The 26677-nt window shown below is 51.5% G+C and carries 21 protein-coding genes, 1 other RNA gene and 8 pseudogenes; 23 read left to right on the top strand and 7 right to left on the bottom strand.

Going from position 1 to position 26677, the window contains the following annotated elements:
* Window positions 1–87 precede the first annotated feature (87 nt).
* The 6 genes and pseudogenes from ACD630_RS03505 (at window position 88) to ffs (ending at window position 5121) form a co-directional block, all read left to right on the top strand.
* Entirely contained in the window at window positions 88–1857 is a 1770-nt protein-coding gene (locus ACD630_RS03505) for a SmdA family multidrug ABC transporter permease/ATP-binding protein (protein WP_430358140.1), read from the top strand.
* Window positions 1850–3613, top strand: a complete 1764-nt coding sequence (locus tag ACD630_RS03500; protein ID WP_430358139.1) for a SmdB family multidrug efflux ABC transporter permease/ATP-binding protein — start codon at window positions 1850–1852, stop codon at window positions 3611–3613. The genes ACD630_RS03505 and ACD630_RS03500 overlap by 8 nt, the downstream gene beginning before the upstream one ends.
* 153 nt (window positions 3614–3766) lie before the next feature.
* Window positions 3767–3931 (top strand): hypothetical protein, encoded by a 165-nt coding sequence (locus ACD630_RS03495; protein ID WP_430358138.1) that lies wholly within the window; start codon window positions 3767–3769, stop codon window positions 3929–3931.
* Window positions 3888–4157: pseudogene (locus ACD630_RS03490) on the top strand (group II intron reverse transcriptase/maturase); the annotation flags it as partial. The gene ACD630_RS03495 and the pseudogene ACD630_RS03490, both read left to right, overlap by 44 nt.
* A 132-nt stretch (window positions 4158–4289) precedes the next feature.
* Window positions 4290–4751 carry a hypothetical protein gene (locus tag ACD630_RS03485; protein WP_430358137.1) on the top strand — a complete coding sequence of 154 codons (462 nt, stop codon included), beginning with the start codon at window positions 4290–4292 and terminating at the stop codon, window positions 4749–4751.
* Window positions 4752–5024: 273 nt separating this feature from the next.
* Window positions 5025–5121, top strand: an RNA gene (ffs, locus tag ACD630_RS03480) — signal recognition particle sRNA small type.
* Window positions 5122–5660: 539 nt separating this feature from the next.
* Here the strand turns inward: ffs and ACD630_RS03475 are convergent.
* The 3 genes and pseudogenes from ACD630_RS03475 to ACD630_RS03465 form a co-directional block, all read right to left on the bottom strand.
* Window positions 5661–5864, bottom strand: a complete 204-nt coding sequence (locus ACD630_RS03475; protein WP_195315224.1) for an HHA domain-containing protein — start codon at window positions 5862–5864, stop codon at window positions 5661–5663.
* Between the two features lie 62 nt (window positions 5865–5926).
* Window positions 5927–6295, bottom strand: a complete 369-nt coding sequence (gene tomB, locus ACD630_RS03470) for an Hha toxicity modulator TomB (protein WP_430358136.1) — start codon at window positions 6293–6295, stop codon at window positions 5927–5929.
* A gap of 380 nt (window positions 6296–6675) precedes the next feature.
* A pseudogene (locus ACD630_RS03465) lies at window positions 6676–7598 on the bottom strand (IS5 family transposase).
* A 247-nt stretch (window positions 7599–7845) separates the two neighbouring features.
* Here ACD630_RS03465 and nhaA point away from each other — a divergent pair.
* The gene (gene nhaA, locus ACD630_RS03460) at window positions 7846–9210 is read left to right on the top strand and encodes a Na+/H+ antiporter NhaA (protein WP_430358135.1); all 1365 of its coding nucleotides are present in this window, start codon (window positions 7846–7848) and stop codon (window positions 9208–9210) included.
* Here the strand turns inward: nhaA and ACD630_RS03455 are convergent.
* On the bottom strand, window positions 9207–10373 hold the full coding sequence (locus tag ACD630_RS03455; protein ID WP_430359874.1) for a nucleotide sugar dehydrogenase: 1167 nt from the start codon (window positions 10371–10373) through the stop codon (window positions 9207–9209). The two genes, nhaA and ACD630_RS03455, sit on opposite strands and share 4 nt — an antisense overlap.
* A 369-nt stretch (window positions 10374–10742) precedes the next feature.
* On the opposite strand from ACD630_RS03455, the pseudogene ACD630_RS03450 reads away from it, so the two are divergent.
* Window positions 10743–11665 (top strand): annotated as a pseudogene (locus tag ACD630_RS03450) (IS5 family transposase).
* 44 nt (window positions 11666–11709) lie between these two features.
* On the opposite strand, the gene ACD630_RS03445 reads toward ACD630_RS03450, so the two are convergent.
* Entirely contained in the window at window positions 11710–12018 is a 309-nt protein-coding gene (locus tag ACD630_RS03445; RefSeq protein WP_430358134.1) for a transposase, read from the bottom strand.
* 60 nt (window positions 12019–12078) lie between these two features.
* On the opposite strand from ACD630_RS03445, the pseudogene ACD630_RS03440 reads away from it, so the two are divergent.
* From ACD630_RS03440 to ACD630_RS03420, 5 genes and pseudogenes are all read left to right on the top strand, one after another.
* Window positions 12079–12972 (top strand): annotated as a pseudogene (locus ACD630_RS03440) (IS256 family transposase); the annotation flags it as partial.
* Window positions 12973–13025: 53 nt separating this feature from the next.
* The gene (locus ACD630_RS03435) at window positions 13026–13517 is read left to right on the top strand and encodes a hypothetical protein (RefSeq protein ID WP_430358133.1); all 492 of its coding nucleotides are present in this window, start codon (window positions 13026–13028) and stop codon (window positions 13515–13517) included.
* Between the two features lie 20 nt (window positions 13518–13537).
* Window positions 13538–13876, top strand: a pseudogene (locus ACD630_RS03430) (transposase); the annotation flags it as partial.
* 243 nt (window positions 13877–14119) lie between these two features.
* Entirely contained in the window at window positions 14120–15484 is a 1365-nt protein-coding gene (yegQ, locus tag ACD630_RS03425) for a tRNA 5-hydroxyuridine modification protein YegQ (RefSeq protein ID WP_430358132.1), read from the top strand.
* Window positions 15485–15741: 257 nt separating this feature from the next.
* Window positions 15742–16589 (top strand): annotated as a pseudogene (locus ACD630_RS03420) (IS5 family transposase).
* A 22-nt stretch (window positions 16590–16611) separates the two neighbouring features.
* Here the strand turns inward: ACD630_RS03420 and ACD630_RS03415 are convergent.
* Window positions 16612–17493, bottom strand: a pseudogene (locus tag ACD630_RS03415) (IS256 family transposase); the annotation flags it as partial.
* A gap of 38 nt (window positions 17494–17531) precedes the next feature.
* Between ACD630_RS03415 and ACD630_RS03410 the strand changes: the two are divergent.
* Window positions 17532–17663 carry a hypothetical protein gene (locus tag ACD630_RS03410; RefSeq protein ID WP_430358131.1) on the top strand — a complete coding sequence of 44 codons (132 nt, stop codon included), beginning with the start codon at window positions 17532–17534 and terminating at the stop codon, window positions 17661–17663.
* A gap of 12 nt (window positions 17664–17675) precedes the next feature.
* Here the strand turns inward: ACD630_RS03410 and ACD630_RS03405 are convergent.
* Window positions 17676–18092: pseudogene (locus ACD630_RS03405) on the bottom strand (IS256 family transposase); the annotation flags it as partial.
* Between the two features lie 12 nt (window positions 18093–18104).
* On the opposite strand from ACD630_RS03405, the gene ACD630_RS03400 reads away from it, so the two are divergent.
* The 9 genes from ACD630_RS03400 to mraY all read left to right on the top strand — a co-directional run bounded on the left by ACD630_RS03400 (window position 18105) and on the right by mraY (window position 26675).
* Window positions 18105–18407 (top strand): IS630 transposase-related protein, encoded by a 303-nt coding sequence (locus ACD630_RS03400; RefSeq protein ID WP_430358130.1) that lies wholly within the window; start codon window positions 18105–18107, stop codon window positions 18405–18407.
* 21 nt (window positions 18408–18428) lie between these two features.
* Window positions 18429–18872 (top strand): IS630 family transposase, encoded by a 444-nt coding sequence (locus ACD630_RS03395; protein ID WP_430359873.1) that lies wholly within the window; start codon window positions 18429–18431, stop codon window positions 18870–18872.
* A 358-nt stretch (window positions 18873–19230) separates the two neighbouring features.
* The gene (mraZ, locus tag ACD630_RS03390) at window positions 19231–19689 is read left to right on the top strand and encodes a division/cell wall cluster transcriptional repressor MraZ (protein WP_430358129.1); all 459 of its coding nucleotides are present in this window, start codon (window positions 19231–19233) and stop codon (window positions 19687–19689) included.
* A gap of 18 nt (window positions 19690–19707) precedes the next feature.
* Window positions 19708–20649 (top strand): 16S rRNA (cytosine(1402)-N(4))-methyltransferase RsmH, encoded by a 942-nt coding sequence (gene rsmH / locus ACD630_RS03385; RefSeq protein ID WP_430358128.1) that lies wholly within the window; start codon window positions 19708–19710, stop codon window positions 20647–20649.
* Entirely contained in the window at window positions 20646–20966 is a 321-nt protein-coding gene (gene ftsL / locus ACD630_RS03380) for a cell division protein FtsL (protein WP_430358127.1), read from the top strand. Before rsmH ends, ftsL begins: the two co-directional genes overlap by 4 nt.
* Before the next feature lie 37 nt (window positions 20967–21003).
* Window positions 21004–22767, top strand: a complete 1764-nt coding sequence (locus ACD630_RS03375; protein ID WP_430358126.1) for a peptidoglycan glycosyltransferase FtsI — start codon at window positions 21004–21006, stop codon at window positions 22765–22767.
* A complete protein-coding gene (gene murE / locus ACD630_RS03370; RefSeq protein WP_430358125.1) occupies window positions 22754–24241 on the top strand; it encodes a UDP-N-acetylmuramoyl-L-alanyl-D-glutamate--2,6-diaminopimelate ligase in 1488 nt (495 codons plus the stop codon). The genes ACD630_RS03375 and murE overlap by 14 nt, the downstream gene beginning before the upstream one ends.
* Complete coding sequence (gene murF / locus ACD630_RS03365; RefSeq protein WP_430358124.1) at window positions 24238–25599, top strand: UDP-N-acetylmuramoyl-tripeptide--D-alanyl-D-alanine ligase; 1362 nt, start codon at window positions 24238–24240, stop codon at window positions 25597–25599. Before murE ends, murF begins: the two co-directional genes overlap by 4 nt.
* Window positions 25593–26675, top strand: coding sequence for a phospho-N-acetylmuramoyl-pentapeptide-transferase (gene mraY / locus ACD630_RS03360; protein WP_430358123.1), 1083 nt, complete (start codon window positions 25593–25595; stop codon window positions 26673–26675). The genes murF and mraY overlap by 7 nt, the downstream gene beginning before the upstream one ends.
* Window positions 26676–26677 lie beyond the last annotated feature (2 nt).

Below are 26677 nucleotides of genomic sequence, written 5' to 3'. Positions count from 1 at the left end.
GGGTATAAATGATGACGCGCATAAGCTTTCTGTATAATGGCCCTGTGATGTTTCGCAGCCCTTTCTGAAAAATGGAATAACAACAGCGTGCGACTTTTTGCTCAATTGGCCTGGTATTTTCGTCGAGAGTGGCTGCGATACCTCGGGGCCGTGGTTCTTCTTATTATTATCGCCATCTTGCAACTGCTGCCACCCAAGCTGGTTGGGGTGATTGTGGATGGTGTTACGCGCGACGTGATGCCCGTGGCGACGGTGATGAAATGGATCGGCGTGATGCTGCTGATCGCGGTTATGGTGTATCTGTTGCGCTATGTGTGGCGCATCTTTTTGTTTGGTGCTTCATACCAGTTGGCTGTGGAGTTGCGCGACGATTTCTACCGCCAGTTGAGCCGCCAGCATCCTGCCTTTTATCTGCGCCATCGCACCGGCGATCTGATTGCCCGAGCAACCAACGATGTCGATCGTGTGGTGTTTGCTGCTGGTGAAGGCGTGTTGACGCTGGTGGATTCCATGGTAATGGGATGTGCGGTGTTGGTGGTGATGAATACCCAAATCAGTTGGCAGCTTACGCTATTGGCGTTGTTGCCGATGCCCATCGTGGCGTTGGTGATCAAACACTATGGTACACAGTTGCATCAGCGTTTTAAGGGGGCACAGGCGGCATTCTCTTTGCTTAACGATCAGGCGCAAGAAAGCCTGACCAGCATTCGCATGATTAAGGCCTTTGGGTTGGAGGATTATCAGTCGAACCGGTTTGCGGCAGTGGCTGGGGATGCGGGGCAAAAAAACATGCACGTGGCCCGGGTAGATGCGCGTTTCGATCCGACGATTTATATCGCTGTCGGTTTCTCGCATTTGCTTGCCGTTGGCGGCGGCAGTTGGATGATTATTCAGGGGACGTTGACGTTAGGGCAACTGACCAGTTTCGTGATGTATCTGGGCCTGATGATTTGGCCGATGCTGGCGCTGGCATGGATGTTCAACATCGTGGAGCGCGGGAGTGCGGCTTATGGGCGTATTCGCCAGCTGTTGAATGAAGTACCGGTGGTGGCAGACGGCGATGCATTTCTGCCTCAGGGCCGCGGTAGCCTTGATGTTGATATTCGCGCCTTTGCTTATCCACAACAATCGCATCCGGTACTTGACCGGGTGGCGTTCTCGCTTGCGCCGGGCAACATGCTGGGACTGTGTGGCCCCACCGGTTCCGGTAAAAGCACGCTGTTGGCCTTGATCCTGCGCCATTACGATCTCGATGACAGTGAGATTCGCTTTCATGGGCTTCCGCTTGCGACGCTGAATCTGGATAGCCTTCGCCAACGTTTTGCGGTGGTCGGGCAAACGCCTTTTTTATTCTCCGACACCGTGGCGAACAATATTGCGCTCGGGAACCCCAGCGCCACGCTGGCGCAGATTCAACATGCTGCGCGTCTGGCCAGCGTCCATGACGACATTACGCGCTTACCACAAGGTTATGAAACCCAAGTGGGGGAACGCGGCGTGATGCTCTCCGGTGGACAAAAACAGCGTATTGCCATTGCGCGTGCGCTGCTGTTGGACGCGGAGATATTGGTTCTTGATGATGCGCTCTCGGCGGTTGATGGGCGCACTGAGCACCATATTTTGCAAAACCTGAAACGTTGGGGAGAGAAACGCACCCTGATTATTAGCGCGCACCGGCTTTCGGCCCTCACTGAAGCCGACGAAATTCTGGTTTTACAGCAGGGTAGCGTGGCGCAGCGCGGTAGCCACGGCGCATTAGCGTCGCAAGTCGGATGGTATCGCGACATGTTTCGCTATCAGCAGTTAGAGGCGGCGCTGGATGAAGAGCCGGTCAAGGGAGAGATGATAATTGACTAACGCAAAGCGGTTATGGCCGACGTTAAAGCGGCTATTGGCGTATGGTTCCCCTTGGCGGAAATACCTGATGTTGGGCGTGGTGATGCTCTGGATGGCGGCCGCTGCCGAGGTGACTGGGCCCGCACTGGTAAGCTATTTCATCGATAACCTGGTGGCAAAAGGCAATGTTCCTCTGGCTCTGGCAGGGTGCTTGGCGGCGGTTTATATCCTGCTGCAATTGTCCGCCGCACTATTGCATTACGTGCAATCGCTGTTGTTCAACCGTGTTGCGGTAGGGGTGGTGCAACAATTGCGTATTGATGTGATGGATGCTGCGTTGCGTCAACCGCTGAGTACCTTTGATACGCAGCCGGTGGGACAACTGATTTCCCGTGTTACCAACGATACCGAGGTGGTGCGCGATCTGTATGTCACCGTGGTTTCCACCGTGCTGCGCAGCGCGGCTCTGATCGGTGCCATGCTGGTAGCCATGTTCACACTCGATTGGCGCATGGCGCTGATTGCCGTGATGATCTTCCCCGCAGTAGCTATTGTGATGGCGATCTATCAGCATTTCAGTACGCCGATTGTGCGGCGTCTGCGCCGTTATCTGGCAGATATTAACGATGGTTTTAATGAAGCGATCTCGGGGATGTCCGTGATCCAGCAATTTCGCCAACAGTCGCGATTTGGTGAGAAGCTGGGTGCTTCAAGCCGTGCGCATTTTCAGGCGCGGATGCAAACGCTGCGTCTGGATGGCGTGCTGCTGCGTCCGCTATTGAGCCTGTTTTCCGCTATGGTGCTGTGTGGGCTGTTGATTCAGTTTGGTTTTAGTTCGGTGGGAACGGTAGGCGTTGGCGTTCTCTATGCCTTTATCAGCTATCTGGGGCGTCTTAACGAGCCGCTGATTGCGCTGACCACCCAGCAATCCATGTTGCAGCAGGCGGTGGTGGCCGGTGAGCGTATCTTTGAACTGATGGATGCGGTGCAGCAGTCCTACGGCGATGATTCACGTCCGTTAGCGGCGGGCAGCATCGAGATGGACAACGTTTCTTTTGCCTATCGGGATAATCAGCGCGTCCTGAACCATATCAGCGTTCAGGTGCCTGCGCGCGGCTTTGTGGCGCTGGTGGGGCACACCGGCAGCGGCAAGAGTACGTTAGCGAGTTTGCTGATGGGGTATTATCAGCCGGATGAAGGGATGATTCGGTTGGATGACCGTCCGCTGACGTCGCTATCCCATCAGGCATTACGACAAAATGTCGCAATGGTGCAACAAGACCCCATGGTACTGGCGGATTCACTTTATGCCAACATTACGCTGGGGCGTGATATTCCTGAAGATGAAGTGTGGCGCGTGCTGGAGATTGTACAACTCACTGCGCTGGCAACGGCACTGCCCGAAGGCATACGTAGCACCATTGGCGAGCAAGGCAATACGCTTTCTGTGGGACAGAAGCAGCTTCTTTCTCTGGCCCGTGTGCTGGTGAAACCGCCCAAAATACTGATTCTCGACGAGGCGACGGCCAACATTGATTCCGGTACTGAGCAAGCGGTTCAGCGCGCATTGCGTCTTATCCGTCGCCACACCACATTGGTGGTGATTGCGCACCGTCTTTCCACTGTGGTCGAGGCTGATAACATATTGGTGCTACATCATGGTGAAACGGTGGAGCAGGGTACGCACGAGCAATTATTGCAACGTCGTGGGCGTTACTACCAGATGTATCAGCTGCAACTGGCGGCTAGCGAGGATGAACCCATTTCTACCATCTGATCACAGGCACACTGCCTGTTGCGCTGGATTTTTATCCGCGCAACATCACATCTTTATCCTTTCCTTTTACTTCTCCAAGCAGGTTCCAGGTTATTTCCCTGTGCAATTATCGGTTCCTTTCATTTATGGCACAACCTTTGCCTTATCCCAGTCGTGAAGGTTATTCGAAATGGTGGCGGGCGTAAGTCTGAACTTATAGCCAACCGACTTAAAAATGATTACAGCCAATGCCCTGATATGTGGAAAAAAAATACAGCTAATTGTTATCAAAATAATGTCGCTTTGCTATATCTACGTCAGAAGCGAAAGAGCCGGTAAACGTGTGAAGGAAAGCATCACCCACTGGCTGGAGAAGAGACTGAAACTGAAGGTTAATGAGCGGAAAAGCGCGGTGTCGCCACCGTGCGAACGTAAGTTTCTGGATTACAGCATCAGCTCCGGCAAAGGGAAAGCGTGGATCCTCATTGCCCCAGAGTCGATAAGACGGGCTAAATCCCGCCTGAGAGAGATAACCGGGCGCAGCAAAGGCCGCAGTCTGGAACAGGTTATCGGCAAACTCAGGGTATATCTGACGGGATGGCGGAACTACTATAGACAAGCGACATTATTTTGATAACAATTAGCTGTATTTTTTTTCCACATATCAGGGCATTGGCTGTAATCATTTTTAAGTCGGTTGGCTATAGTTGTGGTTCGCCTTACCGATACTCACGGTAAATTTATCGGACGCTGGACGCTGCTCACAAATGTTAGCAACGAGATCACCAGCGCGGAAGTCGCTCGCTGGTATTACTGGCGCTGGGGTATTGAATCCTTTTTTAAGCTGCTGAAAGGTGCCGGTCATGATGTAGAAAAATGGCTTCAGCGCAGTGCTGGTGCACTGCTACGCAGGTTATTGATAGCTAGCATGGCATGTATGCTGGTATGGCGGCTGCAACGCGCTGAAGGAGACGACAATACGGCAGCCCGTCAGTTAATTTGCCGATTATCCGGACGACAACAAAAACGAGGGCGTAAAGAAAGCGCCCCAGCGCTGCTTGCCGGACTATCCATCCTGCTAAATACCTTGACGTTATTAGCAGACTATACCCCGGAAGAACTTGCCCACTTCGCTATGGTGGTTTTTAACCCTTTATGATGTGTAGATACCTATGCCCCAAGGGATGGCTGCGATGATGTGAAAAACGCGCTGGCGAAAGTTATCCTGCTCCATCGCTACTCCTGTAAATATTACGGCGAATCAACATAGTGGCACAGGTGCAAGGGCTTGCAAACGTGTGTTTCGCCGGTCGAGAAACTGAAATCGAGTAAGAAAACGACGGTTGGCTGCGGTCAACTTGCAATTGAGGTGCGCATACCCGATAATGCCCACGCTCTGTACCACGCAGAGTCAACGGATCAATGGAGGCCCTGTCGGTTCTCCCGCAACATTACCCTGTGGACTCGGTCAGGTCCGGAAGGAAGCAGCCGCAGCAGGAAACGTGTGTGCCGGGATGTAGCTGGCAGGGCCTCCACCCTTTATATTCATTTCCTTTTTTATTTTCCGCGCTTTTTTATTCTTATTCTCTTCATTCTGTTCTGCGTATTGCATTCGTTTATTGATGACATTCCATTGCTGATGGGGTGCTCTATTGGTATTAAAGCGCACGTAGATAAGCGTGCTTTGTTGGTCTTTATCTCAAAAACATGATGGCGGTAAGCACGACAAGATATTGTTGCTTTGGGATAAGTAGAAGGATTTCATGGTAGTAAAATAGAATTGCACCAAAAAAAGGCAATAAAAGAAACCTATATTGAGATCAATGCATGTGATTTATAATTGTGATATTTACGTAAGCAAATGGCTTGGAGAGAGTAAAACGCCAGCGATGAGGCTGGCGTAAGATATTCACCCTAAATCATTTAGGTATATACCTGTGATACTTCAATTTGCTTCTGCGCTGGCTGCATACACTTGCCCGAATCGCTCACTTGAGTATGTTCATCAGGATCTTATCGCTTGCTGCCTGGCTGAAAATCGAATTATTCAAGATATAAGCACAATGATTTAACGTACGTATTTCCAAACGGCGGTAGGGACCTTGTCGTACAGCTTGTTCATTGTTAGCTCAGCTAAACGATGATCGGCGGCGGAATAAAACATTTCCAGCTCATCGCTGGACAACTCATACTTGTTCTTCTCGATAACGCGTTCAAGCGTGTCAATCGTTGTACACTTGCGTAAGCGCATCAAATAATCAATTTTTTTCATGGCGACCTTTATCAAAACAATACCAGCACCTGGTGGTTAATTAATATAAAAGCATCTATTGCTTAAGATTTAGCAGATGAACAGACGTTCTCCTGTGAGAACATTCCTAATAACGTGGCTTTAGATCGTTGCCAGCGTTGCAGTTCGGCACCATTAATTTCATAGTTACTGAACAAAGCATAGGTGTCATCTAAATACTGCTCGACCCGTTTTGAAAGCTCGTCTTCATCGGGGTATTTTATTTTAAATGTCAGAATAAATGTAGCTATATGCTCAATCAATTCATTTAATTGGAGATTGATCGCAGATGTTGGATCATTGACCCAGCCATGACTGCTATCCCCCAATGTGGCGATGCTTTCGTCACAGAGATTTTCACACAAGAATCGGAGTTGGGCAATATCATAATGTTTCGGTGAGTACTCATCCATATCGTTCACTCCGTCATGCTGTTATTCCACATTACCTCCGCCTGCTTTTGAAACCTGCAACGCTGATGGAACGTAATAGAAAACCCTGACAACAGTTGGTGACTCCTTGGGTTAAGTGATGAAATAAGCTCACATTTATCCTGATGGAGAGTGCGGATTACACGACATACCGCATCACCCATACGCTAACTATAGCAAAATAATACAGATTATCGCAAAAAATAAGTAAGGTTTTTGACCCTATTTAATCAGATAGACGATCGGTATAGCCGATATATATAATAGTTGATACTGTGTTTCATAATATTACTTTATTAAATTATCTGACTTTGTTGAATAAATCAGAACTTGTAACGACTGCGCCCCATACGGGTCGATTGTTACGTGATGCGAATACTGTTCGGCATTCCTAATAGCGTGATCAGGTTAAGCGCTTTGACCATGGCCATGGCTTCACCCACCTGACCATCGTAGTCTCTCAGACTTAGATGACCACCCAGAAGCCTTTTGAACCGGAACATGGCCGTTTCAGCCACTGAGCGCCGGTGATAGCCCACTTTCTTTTTCCAGATATCTTTACTACCGCTAATGCGCTGATTTGCAACAGCGGGGTTACGCTCGTGGTAGCGATCTTGCCAATATTGCGCCCCCCTTCGTGGCGGGATAAGCGGCCTTATTTTCTTCCTCAGCAGAGCATCATAGCAGTAAACTGTATCCTAAGCGCCGTCAGCCGATGCCTCTCTGATTTTCCGGTGGGTCTGGTTTATCAGCGCCGGTAGAGCTTGGGCATCAGTCGTACCACTGAGCGACAAATCCGCACAGATAATCTCATGCGTCACACTGTCTACTGCCAGGTGCAGCTTACGCCATACCCTGCGTCTGTCGGCACCATGCTGCCGGACTTTCCATTCGCCTTCGCCAAAGACCTTCAGGCCGGTTCCATCAATGAGCAGATGTGAGATTTCACCACGGGTTGGCGTTTTTATGCTGATGTTCACTGTCTTTGCTCGCTTGCTGAGCAGTGAATAGTCTGGACAATGGAGCGACAATTTAATCAGTTTAAAAATCGAGTCACCAAAGCCCTGTAAAGCCCTCAATGAAAGGCCAAACACGCGTTTCATCATCAGGACTGTGGTGATGGTCATATCTGAGTAGTGGAGCGGTCGTCCACGCCATTCAGTAGTGTTTTTTCCGTCCATGCAGCAATGGCTGATTCATCTAGCCATACGGTTAAAGAAGCGCGCTGCTTGAGGGCCTTGTTATAAGAGGGCCAGTTGGTGATTTTAAGATTTTGTTTTGCCATGGAGACCTGATTTTGAAACAACCGTGTTGATCTGCTCCGATGATTACCCAAAAGTTCTATTTATTCAACAAAGCCAAATTATCTTACAAATTAGAGCGAGAATTATCTTAATAAATGGCTTGTAAATCAATGTAAAATACTTGAACTCATCCAACATTCTCGGTAAAAAGGTGACGGGTGTTAGCCACATGTTGTGGTGGGACAGGTTTGTGCGTTGGTCGGGCCGCCACGCGGAGTGATAACAACCATGAATCGACACCTGTCCCCGCAGGGCATTCCTCGTGCTCAGCGTTTGGCGGAACGCGCTTTTGCCACCCTTGAACGTTTTCTCCATATTGAAGCGGTAAGCGGCATTGTGCTGCTTGTGGCTGCTGCTGCGGCATTGGTTTGGGCCAATTCGCCATGGGCGGAAAGCTACCATGCGCTCTGGCATCTACCGATCTCTTTTAGTATTGGCAACACGAAAATCACGCATTCACTGCATTTCTGGATCAACGACGCCTTTATGACACTGTTCTTCTTAGTGGTCGGTATGGAGATCCGTCGTGAAATTCATGAAGGTGCGCTAAGCAGCCTGCGGCAAGCTATGCTTCCGATCGCTGCCGCCGCGGGCGGCGTAATAGTACCCGCGTTGATTTATCTGAGTGTGAACAGCACGCCGTTGCAGCAACAAGGCTGGGCGGTGCCGACGGCAACGGATATCGCGTTTGCCGTGGGGGTGCTGGCACTGTTGGGCAAAGGCATTCCCGGCAATGTACGGGTGTTTTTGCTGGCGTTAGCCATTATTGATGACATTATCGCCGTTTTGATCATCGCGTTCTTCTACTCCGCTGGGCTTGAATACCACGGCTTGATCCCCGTGCTGGTGGGCGTATTGATGGTGTTTGGGCTTCAGAAGATTGGCATCGGGTCGGCTTGGGCCTATGTCATTCCCGGTATCATCGTGTGGTTGGGTTTTCTGCTCACGGGAGCGCACCCGACATTAGCGGGGGTAGTCTTAGGACTCATCACCCCGGTGGCCTCCGTGCGGGTGATGAAGGAGCGTCCATTGGAGCGCCTTTCTTACATTGTGCGCGATCTGATGCACAAGCCGGATACACCTGCGGAGCAGTTAGTCACACCGCTTAAGCAGTTACATCGTGCTCAGCGTGAAGTGTTGCCGCCTGTCACTCGCGTGCAGATGGCGCTGCACCCTTGGGTGGCTTATGGCGTGATGCCGTTGTTTGCTCTGGCGAACGCCGGGGTAAGCATGAATGGCATTGATTTGTCGGGCGCGGGGCCACTCGGCGTGATGATGGGCGTTACGCTGGCACTGGTAGCCGGTAAGTTGCTGGGTGTAGTCGGTGTTAGCTGGCTAATGGTACGCTTTGGTGTGTGCCAGTTACCGTCAGAGGTATCTTGGCGCGGTGTGTTTTTGATTGGGCTGCTCGCCGGTATCGGTTTTACCATGTCGATCTTTATCGCCATGTTAGCCTTCGACGATCCGCAACTGCTGGGCGCGGCCAAGCTAGGGGTGCTGTTGGGCTCGCTGATTGCGGCCACGCTGGGCCTGCTGTGGGGCCGGTATTATGCGCGTCGCCGCCGTGTGCAGCAGGCCGGTCAACCGGTTTAATCCAAACCAAACAGGTCGCGGGTATAGACTTTATCTGCGACATCCTCCAACTCCGGCGCCATGCGGTTTGAGATGATCAAATCAGCCTTGCGTTTGAACGTTGCCAGATCGTTTATCACCGGAGAGCGGAAAAATGTCTCTTCCGTCAGCACTGGTTCATAGACCACGACGCCAATACCTTTGGCTTTGATCCGTTTCATGATACCTTGAATTGCTGAAGCACGGTAGTTATCGGAGCCTGTTTTCATCACCAGACGATAAACACCTACCACGCTGGGATTACGTTTGAGAATATCATCGGCAATGAAATCCTTACGCGTGCGATTTGCCTCGACGATGGCACAAATCAGCCGGTTAGGGACGCTGGCATAATTGGCTAACAATTGCTTGGTGTCTTTGGGCAAACAATAGCCGCCATAACCAAATGACGGGTTGTTGTAATGCGAGCCGATACGCGGATCTAACCCGACCCCTTCAATAATCTGTCTGCTATCTAGCGTATGCATCTGTGCATAGCTATCGAGTTCGTTGAAATAGGCGACGCGCATGGCGAGATAGGTATTGGCGAACAGCTTGATGGCCTCCGATTCCGTGGCATCGGTGTAGAGCACTGGCACCGTTTTCTTGATTGCCCCTTGCAGTAGCAAGGCGGCAAAGCGTTCTGCGCGCGGCGAGCGTTCTCCAATGACAATGCGTGAAGGGTAGAGATTGTCGTGCAGCGCTTTTCCCTCGCGCAGAAATTCGGGAGAGAAAATAATATTATCCGTGGCAAAGGTACACCGCAGTTGTTGAGTGTATCCGACGGGAACCGTTGATTTTATGACGATAAGCGCATCGGGGTTGATGGATAACACATCCTGCACCACGGATTCAATCGACTGGGTATCGAACGCATTGGTGATGGGATCGTAGTTGGTCGGCGTGGCGATAATCACGATATCCGCGTCCTGATAGGCCAACTTTTTATCCGTTGTAGCCACCAGGTTGAGCGGTTTTTCCTTGAGATAATGGTCAATATCTTTATCAACAATCGGCGACACGTTCTGGTTTAAAAGTGCCACTCTGTGTTCGATAACGTCGAGAGCCACCACCTGATTGTGCTGGGCCAATAGCACTGCGTTCGACAACCCGACGTAACCGGTGCCCGCGATAGTACATTTCATCATGTTAAATCCGCCTGAAAAATCCGGGGACAGTATAGAGAGCGTACGTGCATGAATTTTAAACATTGCCAAAACGATGCTGTGCTCGTTGCGTCATTTCAGATTCGCCTGAAGGGGTTTTGTTAGCAATAAGGTAAATGGCGGGGTGTTGCTATCAGAAAACGCCACGCTTGATTGTCGTGTGGCGTTGACGTTTCTCACCAGCTGAAAGGTCTTCTTTGTGAGTGTATGTTGCTCGGCGCAGACTAGGCTGTATCCCTTATAGCAAAGCGACTTAATTTTGATTACACAATAGGCTTTGTTGAATAAATAGAACTTTTGGGTAATCATCGGAGCAGATCAACACAGTTGTTTCAAAATCAGGTCTCCATGGCAAAACAAAATTTTAAAATCACCAACTGGCCCTCTTATAACAAGGCCCTCAAGCAGCGCGGTTCTCTAACCGTATGGCTAGATGAATCAGCCATTCTGCATGGACGGAAAAAAACACTACTGAACGGCGTGGACGACCGCTCCACTACTCAGATATGGCCATCACTACAGTCCTGATGATGAAACGCGTGTTTGGCCTTTCATTGAGGGCTTTACAGGGCTTTGGTGACTCGATTTTTAAACTGATTAAATTGTCGCTCCATTGTCCAGACTATTCGCTGCTCAGCAAGCGAGCAAAGACAGTGAACATCAGCATAAAAACGCCAACCCGTGGTGAAATCTCACATCTGGTCATTGATGGAACCGGCATGAAGGTCTTTGGCGAAGGCGAATGGAAAGTCCGGCAGCATGGTGCCGACAGACGCAGGGTATGGCGTAAGCTGCACCTGGCAGTAGACAGTGTGACGCATGAGATTATCTGTGCGGATTTGTCGCTCAGTGGTACGACTGATGCCCAAGCTCTACCGGCGCTGATAAACCAGACCCACCGGAAAATCAGAGAGGCATCGGCTGACGGCGCTTACGATATAGTTTACTGCTATGATGCTCTGGTGAGGAAGAAAATAAGGCCGCTTATCCCGCCACGAAGGGGGGCGCAATATTGGCAAGATCGCTACCACGAGCGTAACCACGCTGTTGCAAATCAGCGCATTAGCGGTAGTAACGATATCTGGAAAAAGAAAGTGGGCTATCACCGGCGCTCAGTGGCTGAAACGGCCATGTTCCGGTTCAAAAGGCTTCTGGGTGGTCATCTAAGTCTGAGAGACTACGATGGTCAGGTGGGTGAAGCCATGGCCATGGTCAAAGCGCTTAACCTGATCACGCTATTAGGAATGCCGAACAGTATTCGCATCACGTAACAATCGACCCGTATGGGGCGCAGTCGTTACAAGTTCTGATTTATTCAACAAAGCCGCAAATACTCCAGCATATACCCTGCATCGATGATGACTTGTTGAATATTATGTTTTTTGTGAAAAGTTGCATTGTCCATCACGATTACACTGTTTTTAGGGAGTACTGGGATAAGGACTTGTGTGACCCAGGAATAGAAAACATCGCTGTTAATATTGATATCAAATAATCCGATAGCAAACAGCGTTATGCCTAATAAAGCGCTGATAACATTTGTTCTTCCCTTGGCTCCCCCGTTCTTCAGGCCAAAACACCGTTGACCTTTTGGGGAATAGCCGTGAGTCCGGAGCCTGTACACAAGATTGTGTAATTGCCTGGTTTTGATATGTTCAATCCAACATCAAAAGCAGGTTACTTTATGGACGAAAAACAGTTACAGGCTCTGGCTAACGAGCTGGCCAAAAATCTCAAAACCCCTGACGCTCTCAACCAGTTTGATCGCCTGCTGAAAAAGATCAGCGTTGAAGCTGCCCTTAATGCTGAAATGACCCATCACCTCGGGCATGAGAAGCACCAGTCCAAATCTGGAACTAACACGCGCAATGGCTACTCCACAAAGACTGTTACCACCGGCGATGATCCGCTGGAACTGCGTACACCACGTGATCGTGATGCTTCCTTTGAACCGCAACTGGTGAAGAAGAACCAGACCCGGCTCACCGGGATGGATAACCAGATTTTATCGTTGTATGCCAAAGGGATGACCACCCGCGAAATTGCCGCTGCGTTCAAAGAACTGTATGACGCGGATGTCTCACCCGCCTTGGTATCGAAGGTCACCGATGCCGTTATGGAGCAGGTTGTTGAATGGCAAAATCGCCCCCTGGATGCGGTTTATCCCATTGTTTATCTTGACTGTATCATCCTGAAAGTCCGGCAGGACAGCCGCGTTATCAATAAGTCTGTGTTCCTGGCGCTGGGTATCAATATCGAAGGCCAGAAAGAGCTACTGGGGATGTGGCTGGCCGAAAATGAAGGCGCAAAGTTCTGGCTGAACGTGCTGACAGAACTGAAAAACCGTGGCCTGACCGACATCCTCATTGGCTGTGTGGACGGCCTGAAAGGGTTCCCGGATGGCATCAACACGGTCTACCCGGAAGCCCGCATCCAGTTGTGCATCGTGCACATGGTGCGCAACAGTCTGCGCTTCGTTGTCTGGAAGGACTATAAGGCGGTAACACGCGACCTCAAAGCAGTGTATCAGGTTCCAACCGAAGAGGCCGCGCTTCAGGCCATAGGTATCTACACATCTTTTGCAATATCTGCTATTACGTTGCTGCATGATCTCAACTTATCCGACGGTGAGTGAAAGTTCAGCCAGGTGTAGCTCTGACACTCAGATTAGTTGTGGTTCGCCTTACCGATACTCACGGTAAATTTATCGGACGCTGGACGCTGCTCACAAACGTTAGTAACGAGATCACCAGCGCGGAAGTCGCGCGCTGGTATTACTGGCGCTGGGGTATTGAATCCTTTTTTAAGCTGCTGAAAGGTGCCGCTCATGATGTAGAAAAATGGCTTGAGCGCAGTGCTGGTGCCCTGCTACGCAGGTTATTGATAGCTAGCATGGCATGTGTGCTGGTATGGCGGCTGCAGCGCGCTGAAGGAGACGACAATGCGGCAGCCCGTCAGTTAATTTGCCGATTATCCGGACGACAACAAAAACGAGGGCGTAAAGAAAGCACCCCAGCACTGCTTGCCGGACTATCCATCCTGCTAAATACCTTGACGTTATTAGCAGACTATACCCCGGAAGAACTTGCCCACTTAGCTATGCTGGTTTTTAACCCTTTATGATGTGTAGATACCTATGGCTTCAGGCGCTGGAGACGTTCGGTGGGACATGGGATCACCGCTATCCGCAGATAAGCCGGAGCTGGCAGTCAAACTGGGCCAACCTGTCGACATTCTTCTCGTCCCCCCAGGAACTTCGCAAGGTAATCTACACGACGAACGCTATAGAATCACTGAACAGCGTGCTCCGGCATGCAATCAAGAAACGCAAGGTGTTCCCGACTGATGAGTCGGTGAAGAAGGTCGTATGGCTGGCAATCCAGGCGGCATCGCAGAAATGGACGATCCCCTTACAGGACTGGCGTATGGCAATGATTCGCTTTATTATCGAGTTCGGTGACCGTCTTGACGGTCACTTCTGAGGAAAGGCATTTACACAAAATCTTAAACAGGCTCTACAGAGATTTTGTTCTCAGTCCATATGGTGTAATCAAAATTAAGTCTTTTAGCTATAATTCTCGTTGCCCACGCCGGCGTGCGCGTGGGCAATAGCCACACTTTTTCTGCGTCGTTAGCTGATTTTTACCGACATTAGCGCTAGAATCCCCCTCCTTTACTGTTCCCTCGGGGAACAGCCTGACTTGTGATCAGACCAGAGAGACACCATGTTTAAACCGGAACTGCTTTCTCCGGCCGGTACGCTGAAAAATATGCGCTACGCCTTCGCGTATGGCGCTGATGCGATTTATGCCGGTCAACCCCGTTACAGCCTGCGAGTACGTAATAACGAATTCAATCACCAGACGCTGGCGCTCGCCATCAATGAAGCCCACGAACTGGGGAAAAAATTCTACGTGGTGGTGAACATCGCCCCGCATAACGCCAAGCTGAAAACCTTCCTGTGCGATCTTCAACCCGTGATTGATATGGGGCCGGATGCGTTGATCATGTCCGATCCCGGCCTGATCATGCTGGTAAGAGAAAACTTTCCACACATGCAAATTCACCTTTCAGTGCAAGCCAATGCGGTGAACTGGGCAACGGTGAAATTCTGGCAGCAGATGGGACTGAGCCGCGTGATCCTGTCTCGCGAACTCTCACTGGAAGAGATTGCCGAAATTCGCCAGCAGGTACCGGACATGGAGCTGGAAATTTTCGTGCACGGCGCATTGTGCATGGCCTACTCTGGCCGCTGCCTGCTTTCCGGTTATATCAATAAGCGTGACCCCAATCAGGGTACCTGTACCAACGCCTGCCGTTGGGAATACAAAGTGCAGGAAGGGAAAGAAGATGATACCGGCAATATCGTTCACCTGCATGAACCGATTCCGGTGCAGAATGTAGAACCCACGCTGGGTATTGGTGAGCCGACTGACAAAGTGTTTATGTTGGAAGAGAACCTGCGTCCCGGTGAATACATGAGTGCGTTCGAAGATGAGCACGGCACCTACATCATGAACTCACGCGATCTGCGAGCCATTCAGCACGTGGAACGTTTAACCCAGATGCATGTGCACTCGCTCAAGATCGAAGGCCGCACCAAATCCTTCTATTACTGCGCCCGCACGGCACAGGTTTACCGCCAAGCGATCGACGATGCCGTCGCAGGCAAACCCTTCGATCCGACACAGCTGCAAACTCTGGAAGGTCTGGCACACCGTGGTTATACCGAAGGTTTCCTGCGTCGCCACGTTCATGAAGATTATCAGAACTACGAGTACGGCTATTCAGTATCGGATCGTCAGCAGTTTGTTGGTGAATTTACCGGCGAACGGCGTAACGGATTGGCTGAAGTGGCAGTGAAAAACAAGTTCTCCCTCGGTGACAGCGTGGAGATGATGACGCCGAACGGCAACATTCAATTCACGCTAGATGCGCTGCAAAACGCCAAAGGTGAAGCCATCGATGTCGCACCAGGCAACGGGCATATCGTTTACCTGCCAGTGGCGGATGACGTGGCGCTGAAGTTTGCGTTACTGCTGCGTAACCTGCCAAGTGACGTGACCACCCGTAACCCCAATGCGGCGTAAGGCAGCGCAATCCCCTTGTGTGTCGTCCTCGGCGAAAGCCGGGGGCCTCTCGCAGAAGAACTGCGTTTAGCCTGTAGGGCACAATCTGCGACTTTTCGCAAATTTTAAAAACAGATCACATCAATACCCTTACTATCTGGTTAGTATTGCGTCGCTGAGAAAATCTAGAACGAAAAATAAGCGTAGTGATACTACTAGGCTGTGTCCCTTAATTGCTTGAGCTATAGTATCCATCTGTTTCTACGACACTTTTGATTATGGCTCGCCACGATATTTCTGATGAAGCATGGGCAATCATTGAGCCCTTGTTGCCAACCGTTTTGACATCTCCGCGGGCCGGCCGGCCGTGGGCAGAACATCGAAAAATCTTCAACGGCATGTTCTGGATACTGTGTTCAGGCGCACCATGGCGTGATTTACCTGAACGTTACGGCTCATGGAAAACCGTTTATAACCGTTTCAATAGATGGTCAAGGTCTTGAATAATTAACATTATTTTCAATAAGTTACTTTCATTTCTTGATGCTCATGGACTTGTTGACTGGTCAGCCACTGCGCTGGATGACAGTAATATCCGTGCGCTCAAATGTGCGGCTGGCGCTCAAAAAAACATCTCGATATTACCAACGATAATAGCCTGGGTCGCTCACGAGGTGGTTATGGCACCAAAATCCACATGGCGACTGACGGAAGCGGCATCCCGCTAAACATCGTACTGAGTGCTGGGCAGGGTCACGAAAGCCTGTTTGCGTTACGACTCCTGGACGGAATTGGCGTGCAACGCCAGAACGGCAGCATGAAGCGTCGTGGCCATGCAGTACTGGCTGACAAAGCCTACTCTGGGAATGCACTACGTAACGAGTTGAAAAAAAGAGGGATAAAAACGGTTATTCCCCGAAAATCAAATGAAAAACTGGCTTCAGATGGACGCTCGCAACTTGATCATGATGCTTATTGCCGCCGCAACGTTGTGAAAAGGTGTTTTGGGCGTTTAAAGGAATATCGAAGGATCGCCACACGTTATGAAAAAATGGCAAGAAACTATCTAGCAATGGTGAAACTGGGCTGCATCCGCTTGTTTTACCGCCGGTTAGAGCCTGTTTAAGATTTTGTGTAAATGCCTTTCCTCAGAAGTGACCGTCAAGGCGGTCACCGAACCCGATAATAAAGCGACTCATTGCCATACGCCAGTCCTGTAAGGGGATCGTCCATTTCTGTGATGCCGCCTGGATTGCCAGCCATACGACCTTCTTCACCGAGTCATCAGTCGGGAACAGCTTGCGTTTCTTGATTGCATGCCGGAGCACGCTGTTCAGTGATTCTATGGCGTTCGTCGTGTAGATTACCTTGCGAAGTTCCTGCGGGTACGAGAAGAATGTCGACAGGTTGGCCCAGTTTAACTGCCAGCTCCGGCTTATCTGCGGATAGCGGTGATCCCATGTCCCACCGAACGTCTCCAGCGCCTGAAGCGCGGCCTCTTCGGTTGGAACCTGATACACTGCTTTGAGGTCGCGTGTTACCGCCTTATAGTCCTTCCAGACAACGAAGCGCAGACTGTTGCGCACCATGTGCACGATGCACAGCTGGATGCGGGCTTCCTGGTAGACCGTGTTGATGGCATCCGGGAACCCTTTCAGGCCGTCCACACAGGCAATGAGGATGTCGGTCAGGCCACGGTTTTTCAGTTCTGTCAGCACGTTCAGCCAGAACTTTGCACCTTCATTTTCGGCCAGCCACATCCCCAGTAGCTCTTTCTGGCCTTCGATATTGATACCCAGCGCCAGGAACACAGACTTATTGATAACGCGGCTGTCCTGCCGGACTTTCAGAACGATACAGTCAAGGTAAACAATGGGATAAACCGCATCCAGGGGGCGGTTTTGCCATTCAACAACCGGCTCCATAACGGCATCGGTGACCTTCTATACTAGGGCGAGTGAGACATCCGCGTCATACAGTTCTTTGAACGCAGCGGCAATTTCGCGGGTGGTCATCCCTTTGGCATATAGCCAACCGACTTAAAAATGATTACAGCCAATGCCCTGATATGTGGCAAAAAATACAGCTAATTGTTATCAAAATAATGTCGCTTGGCTATAAATGGGCACAAGCAAAAAAAGAGAGAGTGGTTGCGATACAGATATTTTGTTCTCAGTCCATATGGTGTAATCAAAATTAAGTCGCTTGGCTATACGACCTTCTTCACCGAGTCATCAGTCGGAAATACCTTGCGTTTCTTGATTGCATGCCGGAGCACGCTGTTCAGTGATTCTATAGCGTTCGTCGTGTAGATTACCTTGCGAAGTTCCTGCGGGTACGAGAAGAATGTCGACAGGTTGGCCCAGTTTGACTGCCAGCTCCGGCTTATCTGCGGATAGCGGTGATCCCATGTCCCACCGAACGTCTCCAGCGCCTGAAGCGCGGCCTCTTCGGTTGGAGCCTGATACACTGCTTTGAGGTCGCGTGTTACCGCCTTATAGTCCTTCCAGGCAACGAAGCGCAGACTGTTGCGCACCATGTGCACGATGCACAACTGGATGCGGGCTTCCGGGTAGATCGTGTTAATGGCATCCGGGAACCCTTTCAGACCGTCCACACAGGCAATGAGGAAGAAGAAGGGTTGAGTATCCGAGAAACAGCGAAGCAATTTCGGATTGGCCCTGCCTCTGTATCGCATTGGATTAATCAAATAGCGTCAAAAGCATCGACCACGCGTCAGCGAAAGAGCGATAAATCCGAGTTGATAAAAGATGTTGAACCATATCCAGATGCTTACCAAAAAGAACGTGCAGAGCGTTTTGGCGTTTGTCAGAAGGCCATTTGGCAAGCTCTTAAAAAGCTGGGATTGACCTATAAAAAAACTCTACGTCATCCGAAAGCCGACGAAAGCGCCCGGCAAGCATTTCAACAAAAAATACAATAGTATGAAAAAGAAGGTAGCCCTATTGTTTTTATTGATGAAAGTGGTTTTCCACATGATACCCCACGGACTCACGGCTATTCCCCAAAAGGTCAACGGTGTTTTGGCCTGAAGAACGGGGGAGCCAAGGGAAGAACAAATGTTATCGGCGCTTTATTAGGCACAACGCTGTTTGCTATCGGATTATTTGATATCAATATTAACAGCGATGTTTTCTATTCCTGGGTCACACAAGTCCTTATCCCAGTACTCCCTAAAAACAGGGTAATCGTGATGGACAATGCAACTTTTCACAAAAAACATAATATTCAACAAGTCATCATCGAGGCAGGGTATATGGTGGAGTATTTGCCTACATATTCGCCAGATCTTAACCCCATTGAGCATAAATGGGCACAAGCAAAAAAAGAGAGAGTGGTTGCGATACAGAGATTTTGTTCTCAGTTCATATGGTGTAATCAAAATTAAGTCGCTTGGCTATATCAAAATCAGGCAATTACACAATCTCGTGTACAGGCTCCCTCCGGCGACGGTGACACAAGGGTTTTATGATTAATGGTAAATTTAAGTAAAAATGAGAAATTATTACTCTTTATTTCTGATTGTTTATCCAGAAATAATTTTTCCTCAAATTTTCATGGCGTTAATCTCCCTTAATTTCCGTCTATTATTCCATTTTATGCCATTCATGTCCGTGTTGAGGCAGAAATAATTCCAAAGTGCGTCCGCTCTGGCTTGACAAGGTTTTCATACCCTCCGTAAACTCATTAATGTGGGAATTTGTGGGATAAAGTGGTGAAAGGGGTCATGAAGGGGTAACTCGAGCATGTTTCGTGGGGCTACGCTGATTAACCTCGACAGTAAAGGTCGGCTCGCCGTTCCTACCCGTTATCGGGAAACACTGTCAGAGACATCGCAAGGTCAGATGGTTTGCACCATTGACCTCCATCATCCCTGTCTGCTGCTTTATCCCCTGCCTGAGTGGGAAATCATTGAACAAAAGTTGTCACGTCTGTCGAGCATGAATCCCGCTGAGCGCCGCGTGCAGCGGTTGCTATTGGGGCATGCCAGTGAGTGCCAGATGGACAATGCCGGGCGTCTGCTGATTGCCAGTACGCTACGGCAACATGTGAGCCTGACGAAAGAAGTGATGCTGGTCGGCCAGTTCAACAAATTTGAACTGTGGGATGAGCAGGCTTGGTATCAACAGGTCAAGGACGATATTGACGCTGAGCAATCCTCTGACGCCCTGTTGTCCGAGAGATTGCAGGATTTATCACTGTAGTCATGCTGAAATAAATACATGCCGGAAAATTATAAACACACCACTGTGTTGTTGGATGAAGCGGTTAATGGCCTCAATATCCGCGCTGACGGCACATACATCGATGGCACGTTTGGCCGTGGTGGCCATTCGCGGCTGATCCTTTCCCGTCTCGGACCGGAAGGACGCCTTGTGGCTATCGATCGCGATCCTCAAGCTATAGCGGCAGCAGAGGCGATTCAAGATTCCCGTTTTTCTATTGTTCACGGACCTTTTTCAGCGCTGGCAAGTTACGTGGAGACCCTGGGGTTAACCGGGCGTATTGACGGCGTGTTGCTCGATTTGGGCGTCTCTTCGCCACAACTGGACGATCCTGAACGCGGTTTTTCCTTTATGCGCGATGGCCCGTTGGACATGCGTATGGACCCGACGCGCGGGCAGTCAGCGGCGCAATGGTTGCAAACTGCAGAAGTCGATGACATTGCATGGGTATTGAAAACCTTTGGCGAAGAGCGATTTGCCAAGCGGATTGCGCGCGCCATTGTGGAACGTAACAGCACAGAACCGATGACGCGCACAGGCGAGTTGGCGGCGCTGATTGCGGCGGAGAGCCCGATCAAAGAGCGGCATAAGCACCCGGCAACCCGCAGTTTTCAGGCAATCCGTATCTATATCAACAGTGAGCTGGATGAGATCGAGCAGGCGCTGAACGGCGTGCTGACGGCACTCGCACCGCAGGGCCGCTTGTCGATCATCTGTTTTCATTCGCTGGAAGATCGTATTGTGAAGCGTTTTATGCGTCATCACAGCCGTGGGCCACAGGTGCCAGCTAGGATCCCGCTTACTGAAGCACAACTGCGGGCGCAAGGCGGTCAAACGCTGAAAACGGTAGGCAAGATGATGCCGCCGGAAGCCGAAGTGGCAGAAAACCCGAGAGCGCGTAGCTCTGTGTTACGTATCGCGGAACGGCTAGCGGAATGATAAGCAACGAGCGGCACAGCCTAGCAGGCATTATCGGCCAGGACATTCTTCGTCACGGCAAATTGCCAGTGCTGCTGCTGATTGGTGCGTTGGTTTCTGCGGTGCTGCTGGTGACGACCGCGCATAAGACGCGCTTGCTGACCGCACAGCGCGAGCAGTTGTTGTTGGAGCGTGATGCGTTGGATATCGAATGGCGCAACCTGATTCTGGAAGAGAACGCCTTGGGCGATCACAGTCGGGTGGAGCGTATCGCAACGGAAAAGCTGCACATGGGGCACGTGGACCCGGCGCAGGAAAATATCGTAGTCAAACAGTGAGTCTGGTTGAGCATGAGAACATAGGTACTCATTTGGCATGAAAGCAGCGCGCACAGGAAAGTTGAAACGACAGGAAGATAAGGCCAGCTTTGTAAGCTGGCGTTTTGCGTTGCTCTGTACAGGCATACTGTTCGCAATGGTGGGGCTGATGTTGCGCACCGCCTATTTGCAGGTGATCAACCCGGATCAACTGGTACGTGAAGGGGATATGCGCTCCCTGCGTGTGCAGGAGGTTCCCACTGCGCGCGGCATGATCAGCGATCGCGCCGGGCGTCCGTTGGCGGTCAGCGTGCCCGTTAACGCCATCTGGGCCGATCCCAAAGAGTTGAATGAACACGGCGGCGTGTCGCTCGACACCCGCTGGAAAGCGCTTTCTGATGCGCTGGATTTGCCGCTCGATCAGATAGCGGCGAAAATCAACGCTAACCCGAAAGGGCGCTTTGTCTATCTGGCGCGTCAGGTGAACCCCGCTATCGGTGAATATGTTAACAAACTCAAGCTGCCGGGCATTTATCTGCGCCAGGAGTCACGCCGTTACTATCCTGCTGGTCAGGTGACGTCTCACCTGATTGGTTTCACCAATATTGATGGGCAGGGCATTGAGGGCGTTGAGAAAAGTTTCGATCGTTGGCTGACCGGGCAACCGGGTGAGCGTACGGTGCGCAAAGACCGTTTTGGTCGCGTGATTGAAGATATCTCTTCCGTTGACAGTCAGGCTGCACACAACCTGATGTTGAGCATTGACGAGCGCCTGCAAGCATTGGTTTATCGCGAGCTGAACAACGCCGTGGCCTTCAATAATGCCGAATCTGGCACCGCCGTGCTGCTGGATGTCAGTACTGGTGAAGTGCTGGCGATTTCTAACAGCCCTTCCTACAATCCGAACAATCTGGCGGGTACCCCCTCCGATGTCATGCGTAACCGCGCTATTACCGACATTTTTGAACCGGGTTCGACGGTAAAACCGATGGTGGTGATGACGGCGCTGCAACGTAACGTTGTCAAAGAAAACAGCCTGCTCAATACCTTGCCCTATTACATCAACGGTCATGAGATCAAAGACGTTGCCCGCTACGCGGAACTGACTCTGACCGGGATACTACAAAAGTCGAGTAACGTCGGTGTTTCACGGCTGGCGTTAGCGATGCCCTCCTCAGCGCTGGTAGACACTTACTCGCGTTTTGGTTTGGGAAAAGCGACCAATTTGGGGTTGGTCGGAGAAAGTAGTGGATTATACCCTCAAAAACAACGGTGGTCTGACATAGAGAGGGCCACCTTTTCTTTCGGCTATGGATTGATGGTGACGCCGCTGCAACTGGCGCGCGTTTACGCCACTATTGGTAGCTATGGTATCTATCGTCCGCTCTCCATTACCAAAGTCGATCCACCAGTGCCGGGGGAACGCATTTTCGCCGAGCCTATCGTGCGCACAGTGGTGCATATGATGGAAAGTGTTGCACTGCCCGGTGGTGGCGGAACCAAGGCTGCGATCAAGGGATACCGTGTTGCCATTAAAACCGGTACGGCAAAAAAAGTGGGACCGGACGGCAAATACATCAATAAATATATTGCCTATACCGCAGGCGTCGCGCCTGCCAGCAACCCACACTTTGCGCTGGTGGTGGTGATTAACGATCCTAAGGCGGGTAACTACTATGGTGGTGCGGTTTCTGCGCCGGTGTTCGGCGCCATCATGGGCGGCGTACTGCGCACCATGAACGTTGAGCCGGATGCGCTGCCCGTCGGCGATAAAAATGATTTTGTGATTAACCATAAAGAGGTTTCAGGTGGCAGATCGTAATCTGTGCGATTTACTGGCACTGTGGGTGCAGGATGTCCCACCGCGCCAACTGCGGGAAATGACGCTGGACAGCCGTGTTGCAGCGGCGGGCGATCTGTTTGTGGCCCTAGTTGGCCACAGCGTGGATGGGCGTCGCTATATTCCTCAGGCGATTGCGCAAGGGGGGGCGGCCGTGATCGCAGAGGCAGACGGTGAAGCTGCCGATGGCACGGTACGTGAAATGCACGGCGTTCCGGTTGTGTATCTGAGTAATTTGAACCAACGTTTGTCGGCGTTGGCGGGGCGTTTTTATCAGCAGCCTGCGGAAAAATTACGGCTGCTCGGTGTGACCGGCACCAACGGCAAAACCACAACCACACAGTTGCTGGCCCAATGGAGCCAACTGCTGGGCGATACCAGCGCCGTGATGGGCACCGTGGGTAATGGTCTGTTAGGGCGCGTCAATCCCACAGCGAACACCACGGGCTCGGCCGTCGATATACAGCACGTTCTGAATCAGCTGGTTGAACAAGGCGCTACTTTTGCTGCGATGGAAGTTTCCTCGCACGGCTTGGTACAACATCGTGTTGCCGCGTTGCCGTTTGCGGCGGCGGTTTTCACCAACCTGAGCTGCGACCATCTGGATTACCACGGTGATATGGAAAGCTATGAGGCTGCCAAGTGGTCTCTCTTCTCAGAACATAAAGTGGGTCAGGCGATCATTAATGCCGACGATGGGGTGGGGCGACGCTGGCTGGCGCAGCTGGCGGATGCAGTGGCGGTGTCGCTGTACAATAATCTGGTGCCAGGCTGCCGTGGCCGCTGGCTGAAAGCCACCGCCGTCGATTATCACGACGAAGGCGCTTCAATTGCGTTTGACTCTAAATGGGGCAGCGGCCGCATAGAAAGTCGCCTTATGGGTGAATTTAACGTCAGCAATCTGCTAATGGCACTGGCAACGTTACTTTCCCTTGGCTACCCACTGGATAGATTACTGGAAACTGGCGCACAATTGCAGCCGGTTTGCGGTCGCATGGAAGTGTTTAAAGCACCGGGTAAACCGACTGTGATTGTGGACTACGCCCACACGCCGGATGCGCTGGAGAAAGCGCTGGCAGCGGCGCGTCCGCATTGCTCCGGTCAACTGTGGTGCGTATTTGGTTGCGGCGGCGATCGTGACAAAGGTAAGCGCCCACTTATGGGGGCCATCGCGGAACAACTGGCCGATCGCGTTGTGGTGACGGACGATAACCCTAGGAGCGAAGAGCCGCAGGCTATCGTGAAAGACATTCTTGCCGGTTTGGTGGATGCCGGACGAGCACTGGCGGTGCATGGTCGCGCTGAAGCGGTGACCAGTGCCATTATGCAGGCCAACGTGGACGATATTGTGTTGATTGCAGGTAAAGGCCATGAAGATTATCAGCTGGTAGGCAATCAGCGTCTCGATTATTCCGATCGCGTGACTGCCGCGCGTCTGCTGGGGGTTATCGCATGATTCGCGTGACGTTGCAGCAGCTGGCCACGGTGTTAAATACCACACTCCTAGGGGAGGATGTGGCGGTGGAAACAGTGTGCACCGATACCCGAAAATTGACGCCGGACTGCCTGTTTATCGCTCTACGCGGTGAAAAGTTTGATGCCCATGATTATGCCCATCAGGCAGTACGCTGTGGTGCGGCGGCTCTGTTGGTCAGTAAGCACTTACCTATCGACGTGCCACAACTGTTGGTGGGGGATACCCGTCTGGCATTGGGCGAACTGGGTGCCTGGATGCGTCGCCAATCTTCTGCGCGTGTGCTGGCACTGACCGGCTCTTCCGGCAAAACCTCCGTCAAGGAGATGACGGCAGCGATTTTGCGTCAGTGTGGTGACGTGCTTTACACCGACGGCAATTTCAATAATGACATTGGCGTGCCGTTAACGTTGCTGCGCCTCACCCTTGATCATCGCTTTGCGGTGATTGAGTTGGGAGCTAACCATATTGGTGAGATTGCCTATGCCATCAATCTGGTACGTCCGGATAGCGCGCTGGTGAATAATCTGGCAGCCGCACATCTGGAAGGGTTTGGATCGTTGGACGGCGTAGCGCGCGCCAAAGGGGAGATCTTTAACGGTTTGCCCACCAAGGGTATTGCGGTGATTAACGCCGACAGCAATGACCTGACGCGGTGGCACGACGTGCTGCGCGACAAAACAGTATGGCAATTTTCACCGCAGCAAGGTGAATACACAGACTACTACGCCAGCGATATTCGCAATGAAGGTGGGGGCACCCTGTTTGAACTCCATACGCCGTTTGGTGCGCTGGAGGTCAACGTGCCGCTGCCGGGTCGACATAACGTGGCAAACGCGCTGGCGGCTGCCGCATTGGCGATGTCCGTAGGTGCAGGGCTGCAGCAGGTAAAAGACGGGCTGGCGCAGCTCAAGGCCGTGCCGGGGCGCTTGTTCCCCATCATGCTGGCGGCAAAAAAACTGCTGCTGGATGACAGCTACAACGCCAATGTGGGGTCGATGACTGCGGCGGTCCACACGCTGGCGGAGATGCCGGGCTACCGCGTACTGGTGGTGGGCGACATGGGTGAACTTGGTGAGGATGCCGAGGGGTGTCACCAGAAGGTGGGCGAAGTGGCGCGTGACGCAGGCATTGATACGGTGTTGAGCATTGGCACCTTAAGTCAGGCCATCAGCCTCACCAGTGAACGTGGTGAACATTTTTCCGATCGGGCCGCATTGATCGCGCGTTTGCAAACGTTGCTGTCGGCGCATGGCACGATCAGCATTTTGGTTAAAGGCTCCCGGAGTTCTGCGATGGAGCATGTGGTACATGCATTACAGGAGAATGCAGCATGTTAGTGTGCCTAGCCGAACATCTGGTCAAGTTTTATTCCGGCTTTAACGTCTTCTCGTATTTGACGTTTCGCGCCATTGTCAGCCTGCTGACCGCGTTAGTGATCTCCTTGTGGATGGGACCGCATCTGATCGCCTGGCTGCAAAAATTGCAGATCGGGCAGGTGGTGCGCAATGAAGGGCCTGAGTCTCATTTCAGCAAACGCGGCACGCCAACCATGGGCGGTGTCATGATTCTGGCAGCGATCATCTTTTCGGTACTGCTGTGGTCCAATTTGTCCAACCCCTATGTGTGGTGTGTGCTGCTGGTGCTGCTGGGCTACGGTATCGTCGGTTTTGTCGATGATTACCGCAAAGTGGTACGCAAAGACACCAAAGGGGTGATCGCGCGCTGGAAATATTTCTGGCAATCGCTGATTGCGCTGGCGGTGGCGTTTGCCCTGTATGCCATCGGCAAAGGCACACCGGCCACGCAGTTAGTGGTACCGTTCTTTAAAGATGTGATGCCGCAACTGGGCCTGCTCTACATTTTGCTGACCTACTTTGTCATCGTCGGCACCAGTAACGCGGTCAACCTCACTGACGGATTGGATGGTTTGGCGATTATGCCGACCGTGTTTGTTGCCGCTGGTTTTGCGCTGGTGGCGTGGGCGACGGGCAACATGAATTTTGCCGGTTACCTGCATATCCCTTATATCCGCCACGCCAGTGAACTGGTGATCGTCTGTACGGCGATCGTCGGCGCGGGCCTAGGTTTCCTGTGGTTTAACACCTATCCGGCGCAGGTATTTATGGGCGATGTCGGCTCACTGGCGCTCGGCGGCGCGTTGGGCAGCATTGCCGTCCTGCTGCGTCAGGAATTCTTGCTGGTGATTATGGGCGGGGGGTTCGTGGTTGAAACCCTGTCGGTGATCCTTCAGGTCGGTTCATTCAAGCTACGCGGGCAGCGTATCTTCCGCATGGCACCGATTCACCATCACTATGAACTTAAAGGGTGGCCAGAGCCGCGCGTGATTGTGCGTTTTTGGATTATTTCGCTGATGCTGGTGCTGATTGGCCTGGCAACGCTGAAGGTACGGTAACA

The sequence above is a fragment of the Symbiopectobacterium sp. RP genome (assembly GCF_050472005.1).
In the GTDB taxonomy this organism is placed as follows: domain Bacteria; phylum Pseudomonadota; class Gammaproteobacteria; order Enterobacterales; family Enterobacteriaceae; genus Symbiopectobacterium.
Note: the sequence above shows the minus strand (reverse complement) of the source record. Positions and strands in the feature narration are given on the sequence as shown.

What these genes read in the sequence shown, in the direction of transcription:
- ACD630_RS03475 (WP_195315224.1), bottom strand. Translation starts at nt 5,864, where the DNA reads ATGAAAAAAATTGATTATTTGATGCGCTTACGCAAGTGTACAACGATT.
- tomB (WP_430358136.1), bottom strand. Translation starts at nt 6,295, where the DNA reads ATGGATGAGTACTCACCGAAACATTATGATATTGCCCAACTCCGATTC.
- nhaA (WP_430358135.1), top strand. Translation starts at nt 7,846, where the DNA reads ATGAATCGACACCTGTCCCCGCAGGGCATTCCTCGTGCTCAGCGTTTG.
- ACD630_RS03455 (WP_430359874.1), bottom strand. Translation starts at nt 10,373, where the DNA reads ATGAAATGTACTATCGCGGGCACCGGTTACGTCGGGTTGTCGAACGCA.
- yegQ (WP_430358132.1), top strand. Translation starts at nt 14,120, where the DNA reads ATGTTTAAACCGGAACTGCTTTCTCCGGCCGGTACGCTGAAAAATATG.
- ACD630_RS03410 (WP_430358131.1), top strand. Translation starts at nt 17,532, where the DNA reads ATGTGGCAAAAAATACAGCTAATTGTTATCAAAATAATGTCGCTTGGC.
- mraZ (WP_430358129.1), top strand. Translation starts at nt 19,231, where the DNA reads ATGTTTCGTGGGGCTACGCTGATTAACCTCGACAGTAAAGGTCGGCTC.
- rsmH (WP_430358128.1), top strand. Translation starts at nt 19,708, where the DNA reads ATGCCGGAAAATTATAAACACACCACTGTGTTGTTGGATGAAGCGGTT.
- ftsL (WP_430358127.1), top strand. Translation starts at nt 20,646, where the DNA reads ATGATAAGCAACGAGCGGCACAGCCTAGCAGGCATTATCGGCCAGGAC.
- ACD630_RS03375 (WP_430358126.1), top strand. Translation starts at nt 21,004, where the DNA reads ATGAAAGCAGCGCGCACAGGAAAGTTGAAACGACAGGAAGATAAGGCC.
- murF (WP_430358124.1), top strand. Translation starts at nt 24,238, where the DNA reads ATGATTCGCGTGACGTTGCAGCAGCTGGCCACGGTGTTAAATACCACA.
- mraY (WP_430358123.1), top strand. Translation starts at nt 25,593, where the DNA reads ATGTTAGTGTGCCTAGCCGAACATCTGGTCAAGTTTTATTCCGGCTTT.